Here is a 26,287-nt window from a genome sequence, read left to right as displayed (position 1 = left end):
ATGTTCTGGTTGTAGCCCGCAGAACATCCCACCCACCATGGGGCTGGGCCATATCGTTAGAGTTTGTCCCCATGAACATCGCTGAACTCTCCCGCCTGCTGGCCAACCTTATCCGGACGGGCACCATCCATGATCTTGATCTGACAAACCCACCCCGCTGCAGGGTGGCAACAGGTAACTTGATCACAGACTGGTTGCCTTTTCTGGCTGCCCGGTCAGGTACCACTCGCACCTGGTCTCCTCCAACAATTGGAGAACAATGCGTCATTTTTTCGCCTAGTGGAGAGCTAGCTGCAGGCTTGGTTCTGGTGAGTGCCTATTCCGACGAAAACAGTGCGCCCAGCGCATCCCCCGATGAACACTTGATCAAATTCCCGGACGGTGCGGAATTCCTCTACAACCACGCGACCAGTACCGCCAATGTTTCAGGGGTTACCCAGATCTTCATTGATGCTGCAGAAAGCATAGACATCAACTGCCCCCAAACCACTATCCAGGGCGCGCTGACGGTAACTGGCTTGCTTACCTATGAAAACGGCATGGTCGGTAAAGGTGGCGAAAATGCTGCCGCACGGATCACCGGCGATGTTATCGCAAACGATGTCAGCCTGGTCAGCCATACCCACGGTGGTATTCAGCCTGGTGGTGCAAATACCCAGGGGCCGAATCAGCTATGAAATATCTTGGGATGAATAAAGCAACTGGCAAGCCGCTTGAAGGGCTTGCCCATATATTGCAGTCCTGCCGGGACATTTTAACCACCCCTGTTGGCAGTCGGCTGGCGCGCCGCACCTATGGCTCGCTGTTACCTGAATTGATTGATCACCCTGGCAACGATGCCAACATGCTGCGCCTCAAAGCTGCCACCGTCATGGCACTGGCTAATTGGGAGCCCCGCATCGAGATCCGTTCGATCAACATCAATATCGACACCACGGTCAAGGGCAAATTTGTCATTGGCATGCAGGCTGTCCGTAAGGATGTGCCTCAGTCCGATCGCGTTGAGAGCCTCAATCTTGAGATTGGAGGCATGCGATGAGTAGATCAATCAACCTTGCGGAATTACCAGATCCCGACGTCATTGAAACCCTAGACCTTGAAGCCATAATTCAGGCCAACAAGGATCATTTGATCAGCCTCCACCCGGCATCAAGCCAGGCCGATGTGCAGCGCGTGCTTGCGCTTGAATCCGAGCCACTGACCAAGTTCATCGAGCTGCTTTCTTATCGTGAAATGCTGCTGCGGGCCAGATATAACGATGAAGCCCGCGCCCTGCTGCTGGCTAAGGCCAAGGGTAGCAATCTTGACCATATTGCATACACCTATTACCGGAGAGAAATTCGCCTGGTTGTGGTTGAGGCAGATCCTGATTCCGACCCAGCTGTCGAAGAAGTACTGGAGGATGACGAGGAATTCCGCAATCGCGTTGCGCTGAAGCCAGAGAGCTATTCAGTGGCCGGCCCAACCCAGGCGTTTATTTTCCACGCCCTCTCCGCATCAGGGCAGGTTAAGTCTGCCACAGCCACCAGTCCGCAGCCTGGCACCAGCCTGGTGACAGTGCTTTCAAAGGAAGGCGATGGAACGCCGGCACAGGCCTTACTCGATACAGTTTTTTCTGCATTGAATACAGATGAAGTGCGCCCCCAATCTGAGGAAGTCGTTGTCCAGGCAGCGGAAATCCTGAACTACGGGCTTGGGGTTGAGATTTTCATCTACCCGGGGCCAGACAATGCCTTGGTGGTAAGCAACGCCTTGGCAAACCTTCAAGCCTATACCAAAGCTGCCCATGTCCTTGATGAAAACATCAGCCTGTCCGCACTTGAGAAGGCGGCCCATCAGCCAGGCGTTCAGCACGTCAATATCGTAGTGACCGGCACAGCAATGGCAGACAACCAGATACTCGTCAGCAAGCTGCAGGCGGCTTATTGCACGGGCATCGCCATTACAGCCAGGACAGCAGCCCCATGACGCTACTGCCCCGTAACTCAACACCACTTGAGCGCAACCTTGAAAAAACCAGCTTGCGCTTCAGCCATGATGCACTGATCCCCAGCCTATGGAATGGATCTACTTGTCCCAAGCCGCTGCTGCCATGGCTGGCTTGGGCAGTATCGGTGGATGACTGGGATTCAATATGGAGCGAAGAGCGCAAGCGAGAGGCAATCAACGAGGCGCTGACCATTCACGAACACAAGGGAACCCCTTCGGCCATCAAGCGAATTCTGGCGATGCACGGTCACGCGGATGCCACCTACATCGAGCGTACAGGCTATTTCCGCTATGACGGCAAGGCCAAGTTCAACGGCCACCACAGCTATGGGGGCCGCACGATGTGGGCCACCTTCAAGCTCATCCTTAACCGTCCTATCAGCATTGCCAATGCACGGGCGCTGCAGAGCGCCATTGAGGGGGTGAGGCGTAACTGTTGTCACCTAGTGAAGATCGATTACCGGGAAGCCGCCTGGCGTTATGACGGAACCATTAAATTCAACGGCACTTACACCTATGGTGTGGTGAATCTCTAAAGGAAAACCATGGCTGCATTAACCGAACAAGATCAGTTTGTACCGGAAATCTACCAAATCGAAATGACAGATGACGCGCTGGGCGGCGATGGTGAGGATGCCATTGCCAACAGACAGGGCAAACAGCTGGCCTCCCGTACGCGCTGGCTCTACAACAAGGTGCAGGATCTTCTCCTTTGGACCTTGAGCCACATCTCGGCATCCCACCCCCACCCGCAATACTTGTTGCAGCCTGAAATTGTGGCACTTATCGACGCCAAGATCGCAACGGTAGTAGGCCTTAAAGTTGGCACAGTTATATCTATCACTGGTGACTTTGACCCGGTACTTTTTGCTGACTACCTGGTTGTTCCTACTGCGCCTACCCTGATCAGCCGGGCAGACTATCCTGAGTTATTTGCGCGCTGGCTCACTAAATATGGAGCGGGCGATGGCGCTACCACTTTCGGCATGTACTTCCTTCCAGCGAACTATGCCCAGGTTCAGGCTTCCGCTGGCAATGCAGGCACTCAAACAGTTGGTGAAGTTATTGCGCATCCCCATGCGGGTGGTGGCGCACCGGTAGGTGCATTCGCTGGCCCTGGATCAGTTGGTCTAGGGGTGTCAGCTACTGGCAGCACTGGAGGCCCAGCAAACTTAGCAGCAGGCACCAGAACAATTTTCCTCGTCAAATTCAGGTAACCCGCCATGAGTAACTTCAAAACCGTTTCCTTGATGCAGGGAAACAAGTTCGTCGACACCTACGAAGCCCAGGAGAGCCCCAGGCGCACCGGTGATTACATCATCCCAGAGGGTGCCATCGACGGAGAACCGAACATTCCACCACTGGAAGGCCATGATCGGGTCTTGACCAATGGATTATGGGAGTACGAGGTCATTCAAGCGCCAGAGCCAGAACCTCAGCCGGAACTGACCTTGGAGCAGCGCCGAGCTCTCATGCGTGTCAAACGCGGCCAAGGTCGTATCGCTCTGCTTGAGCATGGACACCTGGATGCCGTTGAGTTGTATGTGGGCGGCTCAGAGTGCCCACCTAAGATACGGATCGCATACCAGGATGCACTTGAGTGGGAGCGCTTGAGCGAAACCACCGCAGCCATGATGCAAATCCTGGCATTAACCCTTGAAGAAACTGACGCGCTGTTCGAGTATGCAGCCCAAGTGACCTATTAACTGGAGCCGATATGCGGAAAACATTATTCCCCATCAATACCAACTATTCCCGCAGCATCCGCCTGGATAACACCGATATTGCTGTGCCGCAGGTAGGGCTGACAGAGGTAGCCACCATGGTGGTTTCTGGCCATAGCCGGGTCTTCTTCCAAGTGACAGTGCAAAACTTTGCTCTGGACCAGTTTGTCATCAGCGCCCGCGCTACCGAACAGGCGCCCTTCTCTCCATTGTTTAGTCAATCCAGTGACTACCTGGCACCAGATGGTATTTTGCTGGGCTGCAGTGATGATTTAAGCCTACTAGCTGCTGGTAAGGTTGCCAGCATGCTGCTGGATGTCAGGGGCTTCTATGAATTTAAGCTTGAGGCATCCTCAGTCAATGTTGCTGGATCCATCGTTAATATTCACGGTGGAGGCGCATGATGCTTTGGCAAAACAAGCAGATTTTACCTTTCTCTCAAGGCTACGATGTCCGGAAATCCGGAGTCATTGTGGGAAAAAAAGGGAAAGATAATTCAGATGCGCTGAGACATGCCTTTACCACAGCTGCGGCAATGGGCGTGCCTGCTTTATTACCCGAGGGAGTGATCGAATATCGCCCGACTGTGGCCCGAAGTCTATTCGCTCCTTGCAGTATCATTGGACGTGGTCGGGGTGCTTCAATACTCAGCTGCACTACCGTTGATGGTCGGAACTCTCGTATAGACGTTATCGGTGACAAGCTGACATTCCAGGGGTTTACGATGGAGTCTCCCAACACCCCCTACCTTTGGGAAAGTAACGAATCTCACAATGGGCTGGCGGTGCGTGGCAGAACATATCTCTCATTCAGAGATCTGGAATTTGTCAGGACTCTTGGAGCTTCACTGATGCTTCGGGATGTATACGAGATACAGGTTGAGGGGATCTATGTCCTGGACAACTTTAAGGATGGTGTACATGTTACAGGCGCATCCCAGCATGTCCAGATTGATGGTGTGCACGCTAAGCGTTGCGGTGACGATACCGTTGCCGTAGTAGGGTATGCCGATGGTACTGGCGCAGGCCGGCCAATATTGGTCAGTATAAACAATGTACATACCAGCGACTCAATTCAAGGGCGAGGTGTTGCTGTGCTTGGTGCTATGCACGTTCAGTTGAGCAATTTATTCATTGAAAACCCACACGCTGGCGGCCTTTTTATTGGCACTGAAGTCGTGGGTGGCGCTCGTCCTTATTCGACTTATCCATCAGAACACATCAGCGCGGACAATGTTCACGTCGTAAATGGTGGTAAAAATAATGTCGCTCCGATTCGTATCTCGGGGTTGAGCAATGCTAACCCTTCACGAGATATCAATGTCACCAACTTCAAGGTCACCAACAGCGCCAGCTTTGGCGTCGTCGTCGCCGGAGGTGTACAAGATGTGACCCTTCAAAATGGCTCAATAGATACCACGACCCAATCTGCCATTCAAATGACAGAAACCTGGGGCGGAACAATAGACAATATGAAGCTTTACGACATCGGCGAGTCTGGTGTGGTGATTGGTAGCGGATCTGGTGGTACTCAACGTATCACTAATATTGATGCCAAAAATATCAATACACGCTTTGGTACTGAAGGTGCAGCTGCAGATGCATCGTCCAACGATGTTGTGAGAATTATCACCAGCGCTGACTTCACGGCGATTACCATCGACGAAGTGCACCTCACCGCGCAAGAAAAAACCATGGATAGATTGATCGAAAATCAGAACTATGAAGTGACCAAGATGGGGCGTGTCACTACGGTGAGGGATACCGGATCAATTGCTGCCGTAATCACTGGGTTGCCCGCGGTTATTCTAGCTGCAGGCGATGTCACAGCGTCACCCTATACCTTGCCAGCGGTCGATTACGACAGAACGGTAAGGGTATATGGCGGAACGGTTACCAAACTCGACCTAAAGTGGGGAGGATTGAATCCTGTGACTTTGAGAAAAAAGAATGGTTTTGTAACCGTAAAGGCTCATCATGAGTTGATCGTTACTTATACCCTGAAGCCGACCATTTCATATTTTGCTACTTCAATAACATAGCTTAAGAGAGAGAGCGACCCTGACCATGCGTCAACATGGCCAGGGTCACATCCATACACAGCTTAGACCTGTGCATATCAGCCAAGGCTCCCTTGCCCGACGTCGAGCGGGGCGCAGTGTAACACAGAGGCCATATGCAAGAAATTCGCTGCCAGGACTGCAATAAGAAACTTGGCGCTGGTGTGTTTTACCAGCTCCAGATCAAGTGCCCGCGTTGTGGGTACTTCAACAACCTGAGTGCCATGAGCGCCAAACATAATGGAGATCATGGTCATGCAGGCATTACCCGTAATTCCCTGGCTAGGCGGCAAGCGTCGTCTAGCAGATAAACTCTTACCCTTATTCCCTCAGCATGAATGCTACGTTGAGGCCTTTTGTGGTGGCGCTGCGCTGTATTTCTTAAAAAACCCGTCACCTGTGGAAGTGCTCAATGACATTAACGGGGATCTGGTCAGCCTGTATCGCGTGCTCACGCATCATCTTGAAGAGTTTGTCAGGCAGTTTAAGTGGCGTTCAGCTCCAGACAGATCTTCGAGTGGGCAAAAATGACCAAGCCAGAGACCCTGACCGATATTCAGCGCGCAGCGCGCTTTTACTACCTGCAGCACCATGCATTCGGCGGCAAGGTCGATGGCCAGAACTATGGAACAGCCACCACTGCTCCAATGCCCAGTATCCTGCGTATTGAGGAACACCTTTCCGCTGCGTGGGTAAGGCTTTCCCAAGGAACAAATGTAGAAAACTTGCATTGGCTTGCCTGCATGAAGCGTTATGATCGGCCCCACACCTTCATTTATGCTGACCCACCCTATTGGGAAACCGAGGGCTATGGCGTTGAGTTTGGCTTCCAGGAGTATCAGGACATGGCCAACTTCATGCGCTCATGCGAAAGCAAAGTCATGGTGTCGATCAACGATCACCCCGAGATCAGAAAAGCATATGAGGGCTTTGTGATCTTGGATGGTGAGCAACTGGGTATCAAATACAGCGTGGGCAATGGCCAGGCAAAATCGAAAACAAGCCAGGAGCTGGTGATCTGCAACTTTGACCCGATGAAGCCACAGGCCTTTTTTAGTCCTATTGCCCTATCGAAATCCTGCCAATTGTTGTTACTATCATTTTTTTCAAAAAGGGGATAACAATGAAACAGCTATTGGCAGGCATAGCTTTGATGGGCTTTGTTGCGACTGCATCTGCGACCACATACTCAGGTAACGGCTACGAGTTATCAACTGATGACCTTGGTTGGACATTCGACGGCTCAACAATCACAAAGCTGTACGATGGTGTGGAGACCACTCACCAAGGTAGTGAAACACAAGAAACACTAGCTTACTTCACGTTTAGCATCACTCCCAAAGCAGATTTTTTAATCTCTGAGATAACCCTATCCATTTCTGGGCTGTTGAATGCCACGCCTTATGGTAGCTTGCCATTTGCAACTGCTGGGTTATATGCGCCATCCACCATCAGAGGGTTTGAGGTAGTTCGCATGGAGGCATTTGTAGCTCCACCAGGAGCACCATGGCCAGTCCCGGTCTCTTTCACGGAGTACTCAACATTCAAGGTGTCTGAAGCATTACCAGATCAGATTACCTTTTTCATCGATGCGTACACTTTTGCTTCAAATGCCAGCTCATATATCAGGCTTGATTCATTCTCTCTACAAGTCTACGCCGTGCCAACAGCGGCAATTCCTGAGCCTACAAGCTATGCAATGTTACTGGCCGGATTAGGTTTGCTGGGTGGTATTGTACGACGCAAGAATATTGCATAGATCAACCCACATTTTTTGTGGATTAGAATGTGACTTAATGAGGACTTATGCACATAAGTCCCTGATGGACCCTATAAATAATATTACAACCACTATTCCAGCTAATTCGCAAGAAATAACATTTCATCATTTAAACATACTAAAAAATTATGGCTGAAAACAGCAATTTCAAAAGTACTTTTATAAAACCTATATCCTCATGGATATCCGAAAGATTTTCTAGCCCATTTATAAGCAGCTTTGTAATTTCATTTATTATTGTGAACTGGAGAGCCGCGTTAGTGATATTTGGAAAAGGGAACTATGAAGATAAAATTGAATTTATTGAGTGTAATTTGTATTTAACATCTTATGACAAAACTACTGCATGGCTGTATCCATTATTTGCCGCAATCATTTACTGCTTCATCTGGCCATATATAGATTACTTAATAACCATCTATCGACAAAAAATTCTGAATTACACAGCCCCTAGAGCTTGGAAGCAGAAAATGATGGAACCCGTTCCGGAATGGCGATTAGAAGAAGTGTGGAAGCAATACAATGAAAAATATGAAGCATTAAGAAAAGATTATAATTATCACAGACTTAGCCATCAAGAATTAAAACACACTACCAGTAATTCAATTCATAATTTAAGGCATTTTCTTGAACAACAATATCTCGAAAATATTTCCCTCAAAAATAATATATTAAGATTAGATTTTGTCCGCCAAATCAGCAGTTCATTAGCGAATGAAAATAATCACATACCATCTCATGATCTTATACACTTAAAACATTTTCCGTGGTTGGAATACACCCATGTATTTTCTTTATCTATTTTGACCGAAAAAAGGACAGATTACGGCCCCTCATTAATCACATCGGAAGAGGCAGTAATGGAGATTATGAGAAATGTGAGAAAACAACACCGTGCTAATGAATGGCGAGAGTTTATTTTCCACTTAAATTTAATGAGATTGATCACATTTTCCCATGATGATCCCAACACATCAAATTATGAATTCGTGATCACAAGTGAGAACGAAAACAGATTAAGAAATTTCGAGGTACTTTATGCTAATTTTAAATCTATTAAACCTGAAGACTTTCAAATTCAGCCCAGATAAGACATTTAAATTAATTTTTAATTACAACAACTTCGTTCCAACTAGTCGTATAACTATTGCTCTTATGCTCCTGCTTCATCGCCCAGGGCGCTTTATATCCTTGACTGGCCAGTCTTAACTTGCCCTTGCCCATCCTCCTATTCACCGCATCTAGCGTATTCATTAGCCTGGCGGATTTTTCATTGCCCGCGGAAAACCCAAACATATCTGTCTGCTGGCCAGCCGCAGGCATGATCTCCAATAAACCAACGCCCGCTTTGAGGTAATCAAAGCCTGGACGGTAGAGCTTACCGAGCAGCCACAAAGCGACGCCAATCAACTGCCTGGTGTCATCAGTGGGAGAAGGCAATGAAATCACCTTGCTGTTGGCATACTTTGGACCGTCACCAAAGGGACTAGTCATGATGAACACGCGCAGCGCGCCTGCGTAGGATGCCTGGCGCCTAAGTTTTTCAGCGGCGGTGGCCATATAGAGACTGACCGACTCTTCCAGGTTCTGTAGATCTTGCACACGAGTGCCAAAGGATCTGCTGCTGATAATCTCTTGCTTGGGCGGTGCAACCTCCTCCAGCTCAATACATGCCTGTCCCTGCAGCTCAAGCACAGTCTTTTGCATCACCACGCTGAACTGCTGGCGAATGAACTCCGGGTCAGCCTGTCGCAGCTGAAGCGCGTTACTGATTCCTAGCTCCTGCAAGCGAGGTGCCAATCGACTACCTATGCCCCAGATATCCCTGCACTCAATGCTGGACAGTAGATCCTCAAGCGCTGTCGGTGAGAGTTCATGCAAATCAAGTGCACCGCCATATTGTGACTGTTTCTTGGCAACATGGTTGGCCAGCTTTGCCAAGGTCTTGCTTGGCCCCATGCCTACACATACCGGAAGCCCAGTAAATTGTTTGATACGGGCGCGCAGATCAAGAGCGATATCTGTATGGCATCGGCGCTGGCCACTTAGGTCTAGAAAGCTTTCATCAATGGAGTAGACCTCCTGAAACGGAGCAAACTGCCCGATGATTTCCATGACACGATTGCTCATGTCCTGGTACAAGGCATAATTGCTGGACATGGCCATAATGCCTTCGCGCTCAGCATTTTCCTTAAGTTGGAACCAAGGCATCCCCATCTTAATACCCATGGCTTTCAACTCCGCGCTGCGCGCAATTACGCAGCCATCGTTATTACTAAGGATGGCAAGGGGAATGCCTGCAAGTTTGGGGTTGAAGACGCGCTCGCACGAAGCGTAAAAATTATTGACATCGATCAGCGCGATTGAGCGACCTGTATTCATTTGCCAAATTTGCGCATGCTGCCTGTTACCACACCGACGATAGTGACGTCACTTCCCTCTTTAAATTTGATCGGCTTAAACTCGGGATTCGCAGGAATCAATTGATTGTGGCCTAAGGTCTTGACGGTGAACTCTCCAGCGATCTCAGCTAGGACGATCATACCCACGGCTGGCGTGATTGAGCGATCGACGATGAGGATATCTCCCTCAAAGATCCCAGCCTCGATCATGGACGTGCCTTGGACCCTGACGAAGTATGTGGCAGTAGGGTTTTTGATTAAGTAATCATCAGTGCTGAGCCTAGCCTCAACATGATCTGCTGCCGGCGAGGGGAAGCCAGCGGAGACTTTGCTATCGTATAGGTCGTGCTTCTGGACCGTACCAGGGGAAAAATCAATCAGTCTCATTTAGTGTACATTCGTCCAGTGATTGGCGAATATTACCCATTCTGTCTCTAACCGTCTATATGGATCACATAATGACTTATAAATACCGGAAACGATCAGTCATTTCAATTTGTGAGAGAATAAACCGCTCATTCATCATCTTTTTTTGAGAACTCGCCATGAAACCTCTAAATGAATTTTTGTCTTTTCAAAATGATGACATTAAGGGAAATAGATATCGACAAACTTTCGCTTGCGTGGATTTTTTTTTACACCTAACCAGAACCTTAAGGCCTGAAATTAAAGAAACACCGCAAATTTTTATTAGAGAATTACATGATAGCAATGAAATTGCTGCTGAAACAATTTATGGCGCAATTATTTTAAACCAAAAACTAATTGACACACTTATTGCAATAGAACCATTTAGCCTTGAAGAGCTTGATATAAAAATTAGTGATGAATCATTAATTTATTATGGATTTTCAGAAATGATGTTGTTATGGATAATTAGTCATGAATGGTTTCATATCGAGAAACAACATCGCATAGCAGAGAGTTTAATTACAAATAGTGATGATCTGTCCTTAGCATTTGAGTTTGATGCAGATTGCAATGCAAGCGCTGTTATATATCGATTTTTACAATATTGCCTTGAACTCGATAACGAAGATTTGGAAATTAGAAAATTTTGTTTTTCCTGCGTATTTCTTCTACTTAGAAACTTACCCCACTCTAACCGTGATGTTACCCACCCACCATTAGATAGAAGATTATTTAATTGCTTATTAAAAATATGTCACTTATCAAGTGATTTAACTTATACGGACAAAAAAGGGACCAGACCAGAAACAAAATTTTTTGAAGGACATTTGTTAAAGCTTTTAGCTAAATGTGAGCAAAAATTTATAAAGGTTCCACTTGAAGAATTAAATACCAGTCCATTGTTTAAAGCTTTTAAACAATCAATAAATACAAATTCAATATCTAAAGACGTTGGAAAATGGGAAGAAATTAGAATTTTAATGTATGACTTAACGGGAGTTGGTGAACAAGTGATTGATGAATAGATAACACAATTATTCTTCCGATTTATTTTATATAAATCTTTATAAATACTCACATCTTAACTATACTAATGCATCCATTATAAATTCGATTTCTGCATTAAATTTGATGGAAATTGCTTCATATATTGCATTGATTCATTTGGTGAAGCATTCAACCATGCATCATAGTCATCATCTTCAAGTATGACCACCATGCGCTTTTCATCCTCGGGCTTGTGGAAGTTACGCATGAAGGGGTGATCATCGGCGTTGACAGTCAGCATGGTAAAACTGCGCAGGATCTCACCGTTGGCCGGATTTTTCCAGCCAGTCCAGATGCCAGCAATCCCCATGGGTTTATCATCAACCGACTGATCTTGGTCCATACAGCTTTGCCGGTTCTGTAATCCGGCTCATAGATGGCTTCAGCAGGGACAATGCAATGGCGACCCAGGCGCCAAGCATCACGAAAGCTATTCTTTTCTGCGACCGTTTCGGATCTGGCGTTGTAAGTGGTCCTGGTGATCTTGGTGTCTTTGGACCAGTGCGGAATCATGCCAAAAGCACCGGGCATTAACTCACGAAAAGGCACGGCCTCATCGCCTACATCCGCATGCTCATGCTTCCTGATGAAAGGGCTAATGTAGCCTGGCCAAGTGTGCAGCTTGAGGCCTGGATCTATCCCGGTGACCTTGAAGTATTTCTTTAACGTTGCTGGGTTCAATACTGGTAGATAGTTCGAGCACATGGCCGCTCCTGGATATGTTTCCTGTCGACTCTTATCTTAGATTAATGTTCTGCGACCTGTAACCAGAACAAGCAGCGCCAGCATTTTAAGGTGACATTCGGCATGCTTCCCCCAATCGTCAGCCCATTGGAGAAAGCAGATGGCTCAAGACTACCACCACGGTGTCCGCGTCACAGAGATTAACGAGGGCATCCGCCCTATCCCCACCATCAACACCGCCATTATCGGGATGGTTTGTACTGCTTCCGATGCGGTTGCAGCAGCTTTCCCTCTGAACAAGCCTGTGCTGATCACCAACATTCAGGATGCAATTGGCAAAGCTGGCGTTCTGGGCACCTTGGCCAAGTCTCTGGATGACATTGTCGACCAGACCAATACGCTGGTAGTGGTAGTGCGGGTTGAAGATGGTGAGGGTGCAACCCCTCAAGCCAAGGAAACTGATCAAAATGCAAAGATCATCGGCACCACTACTGCTGATGGTCAATACACAGGCATGAAGGCTTTGCTGGCTGCAAAAACCCAGTTGCGCGTAACGCCTCGCATCCTGGGCATTCCCTATTTGGACACTCTACCGGTTGCCACTGAGTTGGCTTCAATTGCGCAGAAGCTGCGCGGTTTTGCGTATGTGCATGCCCATGGTGCAACAACCAAGGAAGATGCCGTCGCCTACCGCGAAAACTTCGGCCAGCGTGAAGTCATGGTGTTATGGCCGGAATTCCTGTCTTTCCACAGTACTGGCAATGCGCCCTCTTCGCCTGTATCCCGTGCCTTAGGGCTGCGCGCCAAGCTCGACAACGAGATCGGCTGGCACAAAACCCTATCTAACATCCCAGTCAATGGCGTACTAGGGCTGACCAAAGATATATTCTGGGATCTCCAGGACAGCGCCACAGATGCCGGTTACCTCAACGCAGCCGAGGTCACCACACTGATCCATTTCGAAGGTTACCGCTTCTGGGGTTCCCGCACTTGCTCCACCGACCCACTTTTCGCATTCGAGAGCTACACACGTACCGCCCAGGTATTGGCTGACACCATGGCCGAGGCGCATGCCTGGGCCGTGGATCAACCCCTCACCCCTTCGCTGGGTCGCGATCTGCTGGATGGAATTAACGCCAAAATGCGCAGCCTCAAGGCAAGTGGCTACCTCATTGATGGTGGTGCCTGGCTGGACCCAGCCAAGAACTCTGCAGAGCAGCTGAAAGCGGGCAAGTTCACAGTCAGCTACGACTACACCCCGGTGCCTCCGCTGGAAGACCTCACCTTCAATCAGCATATCACCGACACCTACCTGATCGACTTTGCTGCGCGCGTCGCAGCCTCGGCATAAAGGAAATTTGAATCATGCTGCCAAGCATTCTCAAGGATTTCAATCTCTTCAACGATGCGCAGAGCTATCAGGGCCGCATTGATGAAATCATCCTGCCCACGCTGAGCCGCAAACTTGAAGAGTATCAAGGCGGCGGCATGGTCGGCCCAGTAGATATTGACCTAGGCCAGGAAAAGCTTGATCTGGAATGGACGGTCAAGGGCTTTGATTTGAAGGCGATGCAACAATACGGTTATGTAGGCGTGGCTGGCGTGGGCCTTCGCTTCAATGGTGCCTACCAGGAAGATGAAAACTGCAGTATCAAGGCTGTCGAAATATCAGTTCGTGGCCGTCATGTGTCGATCGAGTCTGGTAGCGCAAAAAAGGGTGAAACCAACGCCAACACCAAGGTCAAGTCAAACCTAAGCTATTACAAGCTCACGGTTGACGGTGAGGAAATCATTGAACTTGACCTCATCAATTACGTTTACAAAGTGAACGGCGTGGACCAGCTGAAAGACATGCGCGCCGCCATCGGTCTCTAATGCCACATCTCCTCAAGGCCCATGCGCGTGGTTTGGCATGGGCCTTTTTTTAATCTCAAAAGGATCACCATGGACGCCCTACTCACAATCATCGACCTCGATACTCCCATCAAGCGCAAAAAAGCCATAGACAAAATAACCCTACGCAAACCACGTGCTGGTGAGCTCCGTGGAGTATCCCTGACTGATTTGCTGCAGATGGACGTAAACGCGCTGCAGCGTGTATTGCCTCGCATCACTGACCCTGTTCTCACCGATGCTGAGGTGCAAGCAATGGATCCCGCTGATCTGGTCCAGTGTGGAGCGGCGGTGTCCTCTTTTTTGCTACCAAAGGGGATGAAGGCCCAGGTCTCCCTGCCCGAGTAGAAGATCTGATGGCAAACATAGCAGCCATCTTTCACTGGCCGCTATCGGAAATGGACGGCATGAGCCTGGAAGAGCTATCTGATTGGAATGATCACGCTGTTGCGCGCAGCGGATCGATGGGAGGTTAAAAGTAGTGTCTGACAAACTTAAACTTGAAGTACTGCTTTCCCTGGTGAACAAGGTTACGGCGCCCATGAAGGCCATCACCAGGGAATCCAGCACCACGGCCAAGGCTCTTAAGGCTGCTCGCGACCGCCTGCGTGAGCTGGAGCAACAGCAAGGCCAGATGACGGCTTTCCGCAACTTGGCCCGCGACGCCAAGATCACAGAAAACCAGCTCGCTAGCACCCAATCCAGCATCGCGCGGCTGATCCAAGAGATTCAGGCCACCAACACCCCGTCCAAGGCCATGGTAAAAGAGTTGGAAAACCTCAAGCGCAAGGGCAGCGATCTGAAGGACAGCTACAACGAGATCATTCAGAAGCAGCAAGCTTTGCGCACCTCCATGGCTGAAAACGGGGTCAGTACCGCCGATCTCAACCGCCATCAGCAGAGTCTCAAGAGTGACATGGCAGCAGCCACTGCTGAAGTCGAGAAACAAACCCAAGCCCTCCAACGCCAGAACAAAACACAGCAGGCGATGCGCGCGGCCCGCGCTGAGTATGACCGTGGAATTGAGATGCGGAACCGGATTGCCGGCGCTGGCGCCACGACCTTGGCAGCAGGTGTTGCCATGGGCGCGCCCTTGATCAAAGGTGTTCGAGACTTTGCGACACTTGAAGATGCCCGTATTGGTTTGGCAAAGCAGTTTGATGGTGCCTATGACGCCAATGAGCGCCTGACCAGGCAATTCCTGGATTTTGAGAAAGTGTTGATGAGCATGGCCGAACGCCTGCCCCTCACCACAGTTGAAATGTATGCTCTAGCTGAGGGAGCTGCCCGTATGGGGGTAAAGGGTTCCGCTGACCTTGCACGATTCACTGAGCAGGCCGCTATCATGCAAGCTGCTTTTGATCTGCCGGCAAGCGAAATTGCCATGGATATGGGCAAGATCGCCGACCTCTATAAAATCCCGATCAAGGAAATCCGCGAACTGGGCGACACCATCAACTGGCTTGATGATAATGCGCAGTCCCAGGGCGGCGATATCATCAAGGTATTGCAGCGCATAGCTGGTATCGCGACCACTGCGGGTATGAACTTCAGAGATGCTGCCGCCTTCGGCAGCACTTTCCTGAGTTTGGGCGCCACCGAAGAGACTGCCGCCACGGCCACTAACGCCATGATCCGCGAGCTGGGCGTGGCGCGCATGCAATCCAAGCGTTTCCAGGAAGGCATGGGTATGGTTGGCCTGGATAGCAACATCATCCAGAGCTCCATGGCTAAAGATTCCACCGGCACTATCATCAAGGTGCTGGAAGCATTGAAAACACTGCCCAAGGATCAGCAGCTTGAAGCCGCAACACGCCTATTCGGGAAGGAGTATGGCGATGATGCCTCCAAACTCGCCCAGAACATTGGCGAGCTGCGCCGGCAGCTCAAGCTGGCCAATGATGAAGAAGCCCGTGGATCCATGTTGCGCGAGTCTCAACGGCGCAATCAGGGCTTAAGCTCTCAATGGGAAATGACCAAGAATGCCCTGTTTAATACCGACTCTTCCTTAAGCGAAAACCTCAAGCCTGCTCTGATCGATATCATGACCACGATCAGGGAAGTGACAGTTGCGGTTCGTGACTGGACTGCAGAGCATCCGGTATTGACGGCATATCTGGTGAAAGGCACAGCAGCATTGGCAATCCTCACTATTGGCCTGGGCGCTTTGATGCTTGCCATCGCAGCATCATGGGGCCATTGCTGCTGTTGAGACTGAGCCTCAATCTACTGGGTGCCAGCTCAGCCGCCGGAGGCCTTGGTGGCATCACAAAGCTCACTAATGGTGTAGCTCTTGCCCGAGCAGGAATTATGCGCCTGCTGGGTGCTGCAGGTGCCCTTTGGGCATCGTTCGAAGTTGGTTATGCGATGGGTACCAAGCTCAACGGTTTATTGGACAAGGTAGCTACTGCCATCAACGGTGGTAAAGACTCCTCACTAGGCACCCTGATCTATGACATCGCCCATGGCGATGGACCTAAAGCAGCGGCTGCCACCTCTGGGGGCCATGCTGGTCGGATCCGCAAAATACAACCCGTCAGCTCAACCCCCACCGCGCAGGTCACAAACAATCACACCACCCAGGTGACAGTGCATCCGGCCCCAGGCATAAATGAAGAGCAGCTCGGCCAGCACGTTGCTCGCGAAGTAGAAAAAATCCAACGGCGTGGACTTTCCATGCGCCGTAGCCGCCTTTCAGATCGAGATTAACTACCATGATGCTTGCCCTTGGCTTGTTTATTTTCCAGCTGGACACCCTGCCCTATCAGGAAATGCAGCATAAGATCGCTTGGCGCCATCCCAACAACTCACGGGTAGGCAAACGCCCATCAAGGCAATTTACTGGGCCTGATGATGAATCCATGGTCCTGCGTGGTGTATTGCTGCCAGAGATTACGGGCGGTGCAAAGGCGCTCGATCTATTACGTTACATGGGTGATAGCGGTGAAGCATGGAGCCTGGTGGAGGGTACGGGCAGGGTTTACGGTTTCTGGGTTATTGAGCAGTTAGATACCAGCAAGGGGCATTTCTTTAAGGATGGCGCTGCGCGTCGCTATGACTTCACCATTACCCTTGTCCGCACAGGAGATGATGATCTGCACACCATAGGCGCTATGAGCGAAACCCTGCTGGATCTGATCCGATGAGTACGCTTCAGCCACACCCTATTTTCTCGCTCACCTTAGACGGCAAGGATCTAACCCAAAAGTTTGCAGATCGGTTGATATCTCTCACACTTACTGACAATAGAGGGTATGAGGCAGACCAACTGGATCTCATATTGGATGATACCGATGGACGTCTTGATATTCCGCTTCGTGGCGTGCAAGTTAAACTTGCCTTGGGTTGGAAAGAAAGCGGCCTGGTGCCCAAGGGCAGCTTTACCGTGGATGAAGTTGAGCACACAGGAACACCTGATCAATTAACTATCAGGGCACGTAGTGCGGATTTGCGCGCAGGGCTGACGCAACAAAAGGAGCGCAGTTGGCACGATACAGATATCGGCACTGTGGTGCGCGAGATCGCCCAAGAAAACGGGTTGAAGGCCATGATCTCAGATCCGCTCAAACTTAAAGCCATTGCTCATTTTGATCAAACCAATGAGTCTGATATCAGCTTCCTCAATCGCGTTGCCGCGATGTTTGATGCGATCGTGACTGTGAAAAATGGCAATCTGCTTTTCATGGAAACCGGCATCGGGGTAAGTGCCAATGGCAAATCACTGGGACTGTGAAAATCACGCGCCAAGAAGGAGATACTCATCGATTCACTATTGCCGATAGAGATGGCGCCACGGCAGTAAAAGCGCTGTACCAGAACACCCAATCTGGAAAACAAGGTGAAATAATCTTCGATGAAAACAGCTTGATGCAAAAACCAACTGCAGAAGAAGTATCAATTATTGAGAGTTTCCCTACCGGCAGGGTCCATCGCATCAGTAAGCTTTATTCCACAAAGTCTGGTGCTATCAGGCAAGCCAGAGAAAAATTCCGTGAGCTGAAGCGTGGAAGTTTAGTTTTCACAGCAGTGGTTGCTCAGTATCGAAGAGCTGGCAGTGGCACGATTGCAACGGTAATTATGACTGAAAAACACCTCAATACCCCTGAGAAGATAGAGGAAAAAGATATTTACATTCTCCCTAGCATTCAAGCGAGCGCAGCCAACATGAAAGTTTTACGGCACATCTATTCAAATCGAACTAACGCAGTTCGAGCTGCAGAGTCTGAATACAAGAGGATGCTACGTGGAATTGCGACATTTAGCATTCATCTAGCCAAAGGTCGTGCAGAAATATATCCAGAATTGCAGGCAGACATTACTGGTTGGAAGTCTGCAATAGATAGTTCTAAATGGATTGTTGCTAGAGTTGTACATTCATTGACGAACCTTGGATTCACTACAAACCTTGATTTGGAAATAAAAACTTAATTTCTTCCTTGTGCTTTAACTGCATTGATAAAAGAGGCGATTTTTTCAATTCCATCAAAAGTGGACGGTATTTTATCTTCGTTATGAATTAAGTTTGAAAATATAATGTTATCAAATTTTTCAAGCGCAGATTTATTAGCCTGAGGATTGTCTATCACAAATCTCATATAATCCTGAATAAAAGATCCTAATGAAGACCTAAGTTCAAGTTGTAGTATTTGAGACTGTAAATTTTTAGACTGTTGTAAATTAATTCTAAAAAAATACAAAATGAATAAACTTAATGATATAAACAAAGGAATGGATGCATAAATTAACCCCATCTTTCCATCAGAATTGTCAGAACTTAGTGTTTGCCAAATAAAATATCCATCTACTAATACAGGCGTTAACAATAGAATTCCTAAAACAAAAACCCAAACTCTAGTTAATTTAAGACTTTTCCTTTTTCTATCTATAAAGGAATTGAATGTCACAACTAGTCCAGCAAAACTCAACTCTTGTTTTAAAGCATCAACTCTAAGTGTTAGTGCATCTAAATCTGCTTTTCCCTTATGAAAAAGAATCAATGATTGTGTGATTTCAGTTTTAGCTGATGTTAATACTTCAGCTTGATTATTAGATTCAGCATAAACTCTATTTAAATAATTTGATATTATTACTGATCGATTGAACTGCTTGATATGTTTAAATATGTTTTTCGAATTTTCAGCAATATCAGGATGATCGAACCAACTATCAATTAAATCTATAGTTTCCTGAATATCCTTTTTTTCAACATTCCATAGTGCGACATACTCAATATATGGATAAACTTCTATTAGAAATATCTGGTAAAGCTCTTCTAATTTTTTAGTGCGTTCTGGGGAAGGAATTAATGGGTGTTGGGTTCTAGGATCATAATTCATCAATCCAACTTGCGAAGCAGCAGCTTTTAATTTTGAGTCAATTGGTGCCTCATCAACTATAAAATCAGCATCCAAAAAAAACTGTTTGTATGATTTGAAAATTTTTTCTAATGCCTGAGCGAGACTATATATTGACTGATGAGTAACATTACTTTGTATCAAATCAATTACGGTTTTATTAAAATTATCGAAACTATCAAAAGTTTTAATATCCACTCAATTCCCCTAGATTTATTATCTTATAAATTAAATTTCTAATTTTTAAACTATTATTTAGTTTTATCTTGTAAGTTATTTATTAAATTTGCAAGTGATAATAAACTATTTCTTCCATCATCATTCGCCTGAATGAAGGTATCAATTATTACTTTTAAATCACTCGCGTAACCTTGATCACCATGTGATATAAAGTTCTCACTTAATCTTTTGATCCCGGTTAAAAGATAACTAGCATCGGCGCCAAGATTCACAAATGCTATTAACACATCTGCTCCAGGCGTGGTTTTTGCGTTTTCATATCTACCCCAGACCTCTCTACTGACACCGCAAGATATCGATGTAGATGATTGGGATAAGCCCAGTCGCTCTCGCTCTTCACGTAGGCGAGACGAAAAAGTCACTTTATCTGTTGACATGGTGATATATAGTTCTCATAATGCGCTCAACTGTGTAACACTGATGAAGATTACAGACGATGACAGACCCGCGCAAATTAAAACGCGTAGCCTATGGAGTTGTGAAGGATAAGCCCATAGCGCTCAGGCTTCGCCCTGAAGAGCTGGAGCGCCATGAGCAGTACTGTTTTGACAATTCACTGGCCAAGTCCACGCTTGCGTATGACGCTTATAAGGCAGGCATTGCCATCGTCGCTCCCGGTTTGGTATCAGCGTCCTCCCCTGCTGATCCTCAAGGTGCCGTCGGCTCCCCTGGCGGCACCTCTTTTAATTCGTCAGCTCAGGAATCAGTGTAACTATGTCTCAACTGCTGAGCATGAGAGACAGTTTTCACGGACCTACAATGATTGCCGTGCTGGCTGCAGCAATCGCTGAGTGGAAAAACGCTCAGGGTTGGAGCCGTGAGACTGTGGCTAACGAGGTTGTGAAACACTTCCATGATCGTCACCCCAATGGCCTACCTGGCCTGGAATTCCAAATAGAGACTGCAGGCGATGAGTACACACGCCTGCACAGCAATGCAAACAAGCTTTTCCGGTGGCTGGATGATTTCACTAAGGAATCCAACCTGCTGCACGTAAACCTTGTGCCATACCTATTAGGTGCGCTGCCTATGGAGCTACGCACCAAAACCATCAATACCTTCCTGACTATGGGCAGCATCAGCATGAGCGCCAAGCCCGTAGCCTATGTGCACCCTACCAAGCCCTTAGAAATGCTTGAGGTTGTGCTAGCAGATACCGCTGAGGCCTCAAAAGCCATCGCGGCATTGGTGGATGGGGTTGACCCTGGCGAACTAGAGCACGCGCAGCACACGCTGACGCTGGCCATACATTCGCTGCAAAGCTCAAAAGCTGTAATTGATTGCCTTCTTTCGGGGAAACAGAATGACAGAACCGGTCAAGCCACGTAGATACCATGGCTCCCTCATGTGCCCACATTGCGGAAGCACTACCAAAGTGAGAGCGAGTCGCTCACTTTCCGCATTAAGCCGCGAGACATTTCACCAGTGTGACGATCATGAATGTGGCCACTCATTCAAATCGATCACCTCGGTTTCATTGACTATCGTGCCGAGCATGAAGCCCAACCCAGATATCAGGATTCCCTTATCTGAGAAGGTTCGTGAAATCGCACGTGCCTTGGTAGCCCTTCCGACGGGCTAAACCCAGCGGCCTGAGGCCGTAACCCCCTTTTTGCACTACCCCGGCAACACCCTGTTTTTCAGGGTGCAGGGATTTTTTTACCCAAAATTTTGAGTTAAGCATGGATCAAGACCTCTATCAGGACATCAGCAGGCGCCTCGAGCATGACTTCGAGTTCAAGCGCAAAGGCAGCGGCAAATGGCTGCAGGGCGGCCTGTGCCCATCCTGCAAACACAAAGAGGCCTTCACTAGTAAAGAAAGCCCATGGGTGATCAAGTGCGGTCGCCTTAATCAGTGCGGTGCTGAGTTCCATGTCAAAGAGCTCTATCCCGATGCCTTTAATAGTTGGAGCGATCGATTCAAGCCCACTGCTGAAAATCCCAATGCTTCAGCTGATGCCTACCTACGGGAAAGCCGCGGCTTTCCGCTAGACCGCATCATGGGTTGGTATACCCAGGAGAATTACGTCGACTACGACACCAAGGAATCGAGCGCAACGGTTCGCTTTGAGCTGCCTGGCATTGGGTATTGGGAAAGAATCATTGATCGCCCAGAGCGCTTCGGCAAGCGCAAGGCGACCTTTAAAGGCGAGTATGCCGGCAGGGTCTGGGCAATTCCTGACTTCGATTACACTCAGGTCAAAGAGATTTACATCGTCGAGGGCATCTTCGACGCGATATCCCTATGGCTGAATGGCTATGCAGCCGTCAGCGCGATGAGCTGCAACAACAATTGCTGGGTTTTCCTGAAGCAACTGGCCGAGGCCTGCAATGCAGCCCATCTTGAGCACCCTAGCATCGTCTGGGCATTTGATAACGGTGTGGCCGGTACCCAATACATCAAAAAATACGTTCGCGAAGCGCAAGACCGTGGCTGGATCTGTTTGGCGGCCCAGCTCCAGGACAAGCAAGGCAAACAGCTTGACTGGAACGATCAGCATGCGCGTGGCAGGTTGAATGAGGAGACCATCAAGGAGGCGCGCTATAACGGCGCCCTGCTGCTTGCCCGTCATGCCAATGACAAGGCGCTGCTTATCTACAACCATACCGAGCGCCGCATGTTCTGGTTTATCCATGAGAACCGCATGTACTGGTGCGAGATCGACCTCGATAAATACGCCAGGGCACGTGACAAGCTGCTAGACCGTATGGGGGAGCAAGCCGAGCAGCAGAGCGAAGAAGAAGTTAGGCAGCTGGCCTTGGTGGAGTCCCGCGCAGTGTTCGAGATCGCCAATTGCCATTTCACAGCCCTTTACTTTCAGGCAGACCACCTCACCGGTGATTCTTGGTATTACCTGCGCGTTGATTTTCCCCACGATGGCGAAAGCATCAAGAGTACTTTTGCCGGTAGCCAGCTTACCAAAGCGGCCACCTTCAAGGATCGGCTGATATCGATCGCACCAGGTGCAATTTTCAGCGGCAAAAGCTTCCACCTCGACCAGATCATTGAGGACCAGCTCTACAAGATCAAAACTGTCCAGACAATCAACTTCCAGGGCTACAGCGTCGACCATGGCGCCTATGTGTTTAATGACGTGGCCGTCAAGGATGGCCGGGTGTTCAAGCTCAATGATGAAGACTTCTTTGATATCGGCAAGATCTCGATCAAGAGCCTGCTGCGTGTCATGGATTTCGAGATCAATACCAAGCTTGAGGAATACAACACCACCTGGCTAGAAACCATCTGGCAGTGCTATGGCTCCAAGGGCATCGTCGTCCTGGCCTATTGGCTAGGGTCAATGTTCGCTGAGCAGATCCGGCGTGAGCACAAGTCCTTCCCATTCCTGGAGTTCATAGGCGAGCCTGGATCCGGTAAATCAACCTTGATCGAGTTCTTGTGGCGCCTGGTTGGCCGTGAGGGCTATGAAGGTTTTGACCCGTCCAAGTCCAGCCCTGCTGCGCGCGCACGTAACTTTTCCCAAGTTGCCAACCTGCCCGTTGTGCTGATCGAGGGCGACCGAAGCAAGGACGATAAGAATCACTCCAAGCAGTTCGATTTCAACGAGCTGAAGCCTCTATATGACGGGCGCTCTATTTACTCCCGTGGCGTTAAAAACAATGGCAATGAGACTTACGAGCCGCCCTTCCGTGGCAGCCTGATCATCAGCCAGAATGCCGAGGTATCTGCAGAGCCTGCCGTGATGCAGCGCATCGTGCATATCAAGAACACGACTGAGGGCCACACGCCAGCGACAAAGCGGCTTGCTGACAGCCTGAAACGTCTCAAGACCAGCGAATTATCAGGCTTTTCAGTCAAGGCCATGAAGGCTGAAAGCCAGATCATGAAGTACTTTCTTGAGCAATTCGCCAAGTACGAGCCTAAACTGCAGCAGATCCAGGATATTAAGTCCCTGCGTATCGTCGCCAACCATGCCCAGATCATGGCGATGGTGGATTGCCTCCCCCTAGTAGTACCTATCAGCGAGGACAAGCTAGAGGCCACCCGTGACGAGCTGGTCGAAATGGGCATCGCACGCCAGCAAGCCTCTAATGAGGATCATCCAGTGGTACAGACCTTCTGGGAGACCTTCGACTATCTTAATGGGGACGATGGCGAGCCAAAACTCAATCACCATACTGACAGAACGTTGATTGCTGTCAGCCTCAACCACTTTATCCAGGTGGCTTCCGACCGGCGCCAGCAAGTTCCACCCCTGGATGAACTCAAGAAACACCTGCGCACCAGCCGCAGATTCCAGTTTGTCGACTCATCAGTTGCAGTGCATAGCGCTATCAATGTTGCCTACAACAAGACGAGAGACATTAACCACCCTGCACGGCCAGAAACCGTCCGCTGCTGGGTTTTCCGTAAGCCTGCATGAAAGGAGAAAAAATGCTATCGCAACAATTGCAGTCACCAATGATGCGCTTAATCACCAGTAGCCTCGCTGTAATTGGGCTTGCCCAGAACGGCGATCTATTTGCTGATACTGAAAAAACTAAGCAACGGACGATCGATGCTTTGGACCGTCTTGAAGTTGATACCGAATTGGCCGTGAAATCATTGCCCAAGGAAGTCAGCCCCTTTATGCGCTATCACATGGAGATCACCAGTTCGACTGTGGCAGGTGTCCACCTGCAAGCCCTAGTTATGCATTTGAGCGGTAGCACTGATCACAAGTACTTCGATATTGCCCGCTGCGTTCAGGAGTTGAATACACACAATGCCACGGTTGCACTTGAGCTGATACAAGGCTTTGCCATATATCCACAGGATCCTGAGTTTCTATCCCTGGTTGAGGAAGTTCTTAAGCTAGATCAGGCGCAGCCTAAAGTTGGAGTAATTAATCAATGATGCATACCGAAACCAAAACACTTACGTTGCCCAGCACTGAGGTATGGCTCTCATCTGAGATTATGGATACCGAAATAGGCTTGCCGAGAGTCACCCAATTTTTGAATTTCAAGGTTGGTGGAAACACGATGCACACTGAGGTAACTAGCCTTGACCTTCTGGAGTTGTCAGTCGTTATGCATCAGCACCTAGATCAGGTCGATGCCATGAGCCGTGAACTGGTTCATCTACGCACTCAGGAAGCAGCTGAAAACAAGTTCAAGGAAAATCAAAGGACATTGCCATTATGAGCCCACAACAATCTGTCCATGGAGTTACATTGAGGCTTATCAAGGACTCCATCTATTCCACTATGGAACAAGCCATGGTCACTTCGCCACACTTGATGAAGCAAAAACTGCACACCTTAAGCTTTTGAAAAATGCAGTGCAATATTGATTGGAATGAATATGACGACTCTAACCCAACTACCCTCTACCGGATTTCTCAGGCTCCACCAGGTACTGGAGTATTATCCAGTAAGTCGGTCTACCTGGTGGGCCGGTGTGAAAAGCGGCAGGTACCCTCAGAGCGTCAAACTTGGTCCACGAATGACTGCTTGGAAGGCCGAGGATATTAGAGCTCTTATTGAATCCCAGAATTTCAACAAGGGGTAACTCTAGGGGTAACTATTCACCTTCATCACAATGACTGTCTATAGATCATAAACTTAGACAATCATTGTGATGACTCCCTCTCCGCCATTTAAAGGTTCTATCCTTAAAATGACTCAGTCTCAAGTCCAGTCACGGACTTATCGAAACTCCCTTTCCACATAGATGTTATAGATTCGCGCTTGGGTGCATCACATCTACGCTGGCAATTATCTTCGTCTTCAAGACAGACATTCTTAATATTGCTTTCGCCATATTTCCTAATACCTTAAATCGAACCACGCTAGTGGCCGAGCAGCTTCAGTTACATCAATTCAAACACCAAAAAATCCTTATCTTGCTGCTGCAATGGCAAAGATAGGCAGGCATGTACTTTGCTATTCAATTCTAGGCGTTCGTATATAGACGAATGGTCACTTGATTGGAAATGTAAGCTTGATATATTAAAAAATCACCGTAACACCCACGATCGCATTCAAAATTTAACATCACTAAATGTACTGAAGCCAAATCGAGATATAACTTGACTGATATTTTTGATGACTTAGCAACCTTTTACGATATCCGTGATATGCAACTCGTAATCCGGCGTAGAGGAGGATATGTTCTTAAAGGACAGCTGGCGAATGAAACCGTATACGTAAAACTTTCAGATAACAAAACCCCTTTTGATAAGGAGGTAGAGTTGTTAAAGGCTTTTGATGAAAGCGGTGGAATCACTCCACAACTTATCACGTCCAATATGTTCAACAATTGGTATGTGCGATTAATCCGAGAAATTCCTGGTGTAACACTAGATAAAGTTTTACCAAATGCCTCTGGCCTTGAAAGAAATGAAATTATTTCCAGCACGGGTTGTTTATTGGCAGAGTTTCAAAAACAATTAAACCCTGAGAAAATAAGCCAGATGGCTTTCTGGCAAAAGAATTGTGGGTCACAAGTTGATTTGCCCTTATGGGGGGACTACCTAAAATCCCTATTGTTTAAATGGATTGGCAGAATCAAATTTAATGAACACGACTATCAGCTTGGTTTAGACAAAGCCGTACAGAGTGTCATACATGAGACTAAACAAATCCAAGAGCCAAAAACAATGTCTATTTTGCATTGTGATTTTGTTGGGAGAAATATTCTTATTTCCTCAGACATGAAGCTACTGGTCTGTTAGATTTTGAAGCCATACACATAGGAGACCC

The 26,287-nt window shown here is 48.3% G+C and carries 37 protein-coding genes; 31 read left to right on the top strand and 6 right to left on the bottom strand.

Going from position 1 to position 26,287, the window contains the following annotated elements:
* Window positions 1-71: 71 nt before the first annotated feature.
* The 13 genes from JCM2850_RS21200 (at window position 72) to JCM2850_RS15400 (ending at window position 8,643) form a co-directional block, all read left to right on the top strand.
* The gene (locus JCM2850_RS21200; RefSeq protein WP_025873050.1) at window positions 72-677 is read left to right on the top strand and encodes a phage baseplate assembly protein V; all 606 of its coding nucleotides are present in this window, start codon (window positions 72-74) and stop codon (window positions 675-677) included.
* Window positions 674-1,039: a GPW/gp25 family protein gene (locus JCM2850_RS15450; RefSeq protein WP_025873049.1), complete on the top strand. Its 366-nt coding sequence runs from the start codon at window positions 674-676 to the stop codon at window positions 1,037-1,039. Before JCM2850_RS21200 ends, JCM2850_RS15450 begins: the two co-directional genes overlap by 4 nt.
* Complete coding sequence (locus tag JCM2850_RS15445) at window positions 1,036-1,968, top strand: baseplate assembly protein (protein WP_025873048.1); 933 nt, start codon at window positions 1,036-1,038, stop codon at window positions 1,966-1,968. Before JCM2850_RS15450 ends, JCM2850_RS15445 begins: the two co-directional genes overlap by 4 nt.
* Window positions 1,965-2,525: a phage tail protein I gene (locus tag JCM2850_RS15440; protein WP_025873047.1), complete on the top strand. Its 561-nt coding sequence runs from the start codon at window positions 1,965-1,967 to the stop codon at window positions 2,523-2,525. Before JCM2850_RS15445 ends, JCM2850_RS15440 begins: the two co-directional genes overlap by 4 nt.
* A 9-nt stretch (window positions 2,526-2,534) precedes the next feature.
* Window positions 2,535-3,206, top strand: coding sequence for a tail fiber protein (locus JCM2850_RS20740; protein ID WP_025873046.1), 672 nt, complete (start codon window positions 2,535-2,537; stop codon window positions 3,204-3,206).
* Between the two features lie 6 nt (window positions 3,207-3,212).
* A complete protein-coding gene (locus JCM2850_RS15430; protein WP_148301311.1) occupies window positions 3,213-3,695 on the top strand; it encodes a hypothetical protein in 483 nt (160 codons plus the stop codon).
* Window positions 3,696-3,706: 11 nt separating this feature from the next.
* On the top strand, window positions 3,707-4,117 hold the full coding sequence (locus JCM2850_RS15425; RefSeq protein WP_025873044.1) for a hypothetical protein: 411 nt from the start codon (window positions 3,707-3,709) through the stop codon (window positions 4,115-4,117).
* Complete coding sequence (locus JCM2850_RS15420) at window positions 4,114-5,754, top strand: hypothetical protein (RefSeq protein ID WP_025873043.1); 1,641 nt, start codon at window positions 4,114-4,116, stop codon at window positions 5,752-5,754. Before JCM2850_RS15425 ends, JCM2850_RS15420 begins: the two co-directional genes overlap by 4 nt.
* A 134-nt stretch (window positions 5,755-5,888) precedes the next feature.
* Complete coding sequence (locus JCM2850_RS24195) at window positions 5,889-6,083, top strand: Com family DNA-binding transcriptional regulator (RefSeq protein WP_081775114.1); 195 nt, start codon at window positions 5,889-5,891, stop codon at window positions 6,081-6,083.
* Complete coding sequence (locus tag JCM2850_RS23590; RefSeq protein WP_267879309.1) at window positions 6,013-6,303, top strand: DNA adenine methylase; 291 nt, start codon at window positions 6,013-6,015, stop codon at window positions 6,301-6,303. The genes JCM2850_RS24195 and JCM2850_RS23590 overlap by 71 nt, the downstream gene beginning before the upstream one ends.
* A complete protein-coding gene (locus JCM2850_RS19930; protein ID WP_267879308.1) occupies window positions 6,261-6,893 on the top strand; it encodes a DNA adenine methylase in 633 nt (210 codons plus the stop codon). The genes JCM2850_RS23590 and JCM2850_RS19930 overlap by 43 nt, the downstream gene beginning before the upstream one ends.
* Before the next feature lie 2 nt (window positions 6,894-6,895).
* A complete protein-coding gene (locus tag JCM2850_RS15405; protein ID WP_036266452.1) occupies window positions 6,896-7,531 on the top strand; it encodes a PEP-CTERM sorting domain-containing protein in 636 nt (211 codons plus the stop codon).
* A 149-nt stretch (window positions 7,532-7,680) separates the two neighbouring features.
* Window positions 7,681-8,643 (top strand): hypothetical protein, encoded by a 963-nt coding sequence (locus JCM2850_RS15400; RefSeq protein WP_025873040.1) that lies wholly within the window; start codon window positions 7,681-7,683, stop codon window positions 8,641-8,643.
* Window positions 8,644-8,653: 10 nt separating this feature from the next.
* On the opposite strand, the gene JCM2850_RS15395 is transcribed toward JCM2850_RS15400, so the two are convergent.
* Both JCM2850_RS15395 and JCM2850_RS15390 read right to left on the bottom strand, forming a co-directional pair.
* Complete coding sequence (locus tag JCM2850_RS15395; protein WP_025873039.1) at window positions 8,654-9,934, bottom strand: Y-family DNA polymerase; 1,281 nt, start codon at window positions 9,932-9,934, stop codon at window positions 8,654-8,656.
* Window positions 9,931-10,341 carry a LexA family protein gene (locus JCM2850_RS15390; protein ID WP_025873038.1) on the bottom strand — a complete coding sequence of 137 codons (411 nt, stop codon included), beginning with the start codon at window positions 10,339-10,341 and terminating at the stop codon, window positions 9,931-9,933. Before JCM2850_RS15390 ends, JCM2850_RS15395 begins: the two co-directional genes overlap by 4 nt.
* A 158-nt stretch (window positions 10,342-10,499) precedes the next feature.
* On the opposite strand from JCM2850_RS15390, the gene JCM2850_RS15385 reads away from it, so the two are divergent.
* Window positions 10,500-11,390, top strand: coding sequence for a phage exclusion protein Lit family protein (locus tag JCM2850_RS15385; protein ID WP_025873037.1), 891 nt, complete (start codon window positions 10,500-10,502; stop codon window positions 11,388-11,390).
* Window positions 11,391-11,467: 77 nt separating this feature from the next.
* On the opposite strand, the gene JCM2850_RS23585 is transcribed toward JCM2850_RS15385, so the two are convergent.
* Both JCM2850_RS23585 and JCM2850_RS19925 read right to left on the bottom strand, forming a co-directional pair.
* The gene (locus JCM2850_RS23585; protein ID WP_267879306.1) at window positions 11,468-11,755 is read right to left on the bottom strand and encodes an SOS response-associated peptidase family protein; all 288 of its coding nucleotides are present in this window, start codon (window positions 11,753-11,755) and stop codon (window positions 11,468-11,470) included.
* A complete protein-coding gene (locus tag JCM2850_RS19925; protein WP_267879305.1) occupies window positions 11,647-12,117 on the bottom strand; it encodes an SOS response-associated peptidase family protein in 471 nt (156 codons plus the stop codon). Before JCM2850_RS19925 ends, JCM2850_RS23585 begins: the two co-directional genes overlap by 109 nt.
* A 139-nt stretch (window positions 12,118-12,256) precedes the next feature.
* On the opposite strand from JCM2850_RS19925, the gene JCM2850_RS15375 reads away from it, so the two are divergent.
* The 9 genes from JCM2850_RS15375 to JCM2850_RS21185 all read left to right on the top strand — a co-directional run bounded on the left by JCM2850_RS15375 (window position 12,257) and on the right by JCM2850_RS21185 (window position 18,417).
* The gene (locus tag JCM2850_RS15375; RefSeq protein ID WP_025873036.1) at window positions 12,257-13,447 is read left to right on the top strand and encodes a phage tail sheath protein; all 1,191 of its coding nucleotides are present in this window, start codon (window positions 12,257-12,259) and stop codon (window positions 13,445-13,447) included.
* Between the two features lie 14 nt (window positions 13,448-13,461).
* Window positions 13,462-13,971, top strand: coding sequence for a phage major tail tube protein (locus JCM2850_RS15370; protein WP_234406310.1), 510 nt, complete (start codon window positions 13,462-13,464; stop codon window positions 13,969-13,971).
* A 69-nt stretch (window positions 13,972-14,040) separates the two neighbouring features.
* Entirely contained in the window at window positions 14,041-14,337 is a 297-nt protein-coding gene (locus JCM2850_RS19920; protein ID WP_036266460.1) for a phage tail assembly protein, read from the top strand.
* A gap of 8 nt (window positions 14,338-14,345) precedes the next feature.
* Complete coding sequence (locus JCM2850_RS23580) at window positions 14,346-14,465, top strand: GpE family phage tail protein (protein WP_081775113.1); 120 nt, start codon at window positions 14,346-14,348, stop codon at window positions 14,463-14,465.
* Window positions 14,466-14,623: 158 nt separating this feature from the next.
* On the top strand, window positions 14,624-16,201 hold the full coding sequence (locus tag JCM2850_RS19915; RefSeq protein WP_159105192.1) for a phage tail tape measure protein: 1,578 nt from the start codon (window positions 14,624-14,626) through the stop codon (window positions 16,199-16,201).
* Window positions 16,202-16,299: 98 nt separating this feature from the next.
* A complete protein-coding gene (locus JCM2850_RS20735; protein ID WP_159105191.1) occupies window positions 16,300-16,698 on the top strand; it encodes a hypothetical protein in 399 nt (132 codons plus the stop codon).
* 5 nt (window positions 16,699-16,703) lie between these two features.
* Complete coding sequence (locus JCM2850_RS15355) at window positions 16,704-17,135, top strand: phage tail protein (protein ID WP_025873034.1); 432 nt, start codon at window positions 16,704-16,706, stop codon at window positions 17,133-17,135.
* Window positions 17,132-17,722: a contractile injection system protein, VgrG/Pvc8 family gene (locus tag JCM2850_RS19910; RefSeq protein WP_081775112.1), complete on the top strand. Its 591-nt coding sequence runs from the start codon at window positions 17,132-17,134 to the stop codon at window positions 17,720-17,722. The genes JCM2850_RS15355 and JCM2850_RS19910 overlap by 4 nt, the downstream gene beginning before the upstream one ends.
* Complete coding sequence (locus JCM2850_RS21185; protein WP_081775111.1) at window positions 17,719-18,417, top strand: hypothetical protein; 699 nt, start codon at window positions 17,719-17,721, stop codon at window positions 18,415-18,417. Before JCM2850_RS19910 ends, JCM2850_RS21185 begins: the two co-directional genes overlap by 4 nt.
* On the opposite strand, the gene JCM2850_RS15345 is transcribed toward JCM2850_RS21185, so the two are convergent.
* Window positions 18,414-19,541, bottom strand: a complete 1,128-nt coding sequence (locus tag JCM2850_RS15345) for a hypothetical protein (RefSeq protein ID WP_025873033.1) — start codon at window positions 19,539-19,541, stop codon at window positions 18,414-18,416. The two genes, JCM2850_RS21185 and JCM2850_RS15345, sit on opposite strands and share 4 nt — an antisense overlap.
* A gap of 53 nt (window positions 19,542-19,594) precedes the next feature.
* The gene (locus JCM2850_RS21180) at window positions 19,595-19,960 is read right to left on the bottom strand and encodes a helix-turn-helix domain-containing protein (RefSeq protein WP_081775110.1); all 366 of its coding nucleotides are present in this window, start codon (window positions 19,958-19,960) and stop codon (window positions 19,595-19,597) included.
* A 59-nt stretch (window positions 19,961-20,019) separates the two neighbouring features.
* Here JCM2850_RS21180 and JCM2850_RS15340 point away from each other — a divergent pair, with 59 nt between their 5' ends.
* The 8 genes from JCM2850_RS15340 to JCM2850_RS15305 all read left to right on the top strand — a co-directional run bounded on the left by JCM2850_RS15340 (window position 20,020) and on the right by JCM2850_RS15305 (window position 26,259).
* Window positions 20,020-20,295: a hypothetical protein gene (locus JCM2850_RS15340; protein WP_025873032.1), complete on the top strand. Its 276-nt coding sequence runs from the start codon at window positions 20,020-20,022 to the stop codon at window positions 20,293-20,295.
* Between the two features lie 47 nt (window positions 20,296-20,342).
* A complete protein-coding gene (locus tag JCM2850_RS15335) occupies window positions 20,343-20,912 on the top strand; it encodes a toxin YdaT family protein (protein ID WP_025873031.1) in 570 nt (189 codons plus the stop codon).
* On the top strand, window positions 20,887-21,165 hold the full coding sequence (locus JCM2850_RS24190; RefSeq protein WP_081775108.1) for an Ogr/Delta-like zinc finger protein: 279 nt from the start codon (window positions 20,887-20,889) through the stop codon (window positions 21,163-21,165). Before JCM2850_RS15335 ends, JCM2850_RS24190 begins: the two co-directional genes overlap by 26 nt.
* A gap of 100 nt (window positions 21,166-21,265) precedes the next feature.
* A complete protein-coding gene (locus JCM2850_RS15330) occupies window positions 21,266-23,965 on the top strand; it encodes a toprim domain-containing protein (RefSeq protein ID WP_025873030.1) in 2,700 nt (899 codons plus the stop codon).
* A gap of 11 nt (window positions 23,966-23,976) precedes the next feature.
* Window positions 23,977-24,438: a hypothetical protein gene (locus JCM2850_RS15325; RefSeq protein ID WP_159105190.1), complete on the top strand. Its 462-nt coding sequence runs from the start codon at window positions 23,977-23,979 to the stop codon at window positions 24,436-24,438.
* Window positions 24,435-24,728, top strand: coding sequence for a hypothetical protein (locus JCM2850_RS15320; RefSeq protein WP_025873028.1), 294 nt, complete (start codon window positions 24,435-24,437; stop codon window positions 24,726-24,728). Before JCM2850_RS15325 ends, JCM2850_RS15320 begins: the two co-directional genes overlap by 4 nt.
* Before the next feature lie 153 nt (window positions 24,729-24,881).
* Complete coding sequence (locus JCM2850_RS24185) at window positions 24,882-25,094, top strand: helix-turn-helix transcriptional regulator (RefSeq protein ID WP_369384952.1); 213 nt, start codon at window positions 24,882-24,884, stop codon at window positions 25,092-25,094.
* Window positions 25,095-25,614: 520 nt separating this feature from the next.
* Window positions 25,615-26,259 carry a phosphotransferase gene (locus JCM2850_RS15305; RefSeq protein WP_025873026.1) on the top strand — a complete coding sequence of 215 codons (645 nt, stop codon included), beginning with the start codon at window positions 25,615-25,617 and terminating at the stop codon, window positions 26,257-26,259.
* The last annotated feature ends 28 nt before the right edge of the window (window positions 26,260-26,287 follow it).

Origin of the sequence: Methylobacillus glycogenes JCM 2850, from assembly GCF_000617925.1 — a bacterium.
Taxonomy (GTDB): domain Bacteria; phylum Pseudomonadota; class Gammaproteobacteria; order Burkholderiales; family Methylophilaceae; genus Methylobacillus; species Methylobacillus glycogenes.
Note: the sequence above shows the minus strand (reverse complement) of the source record. Positions and strands in the feature narration are given on the sequence as shown.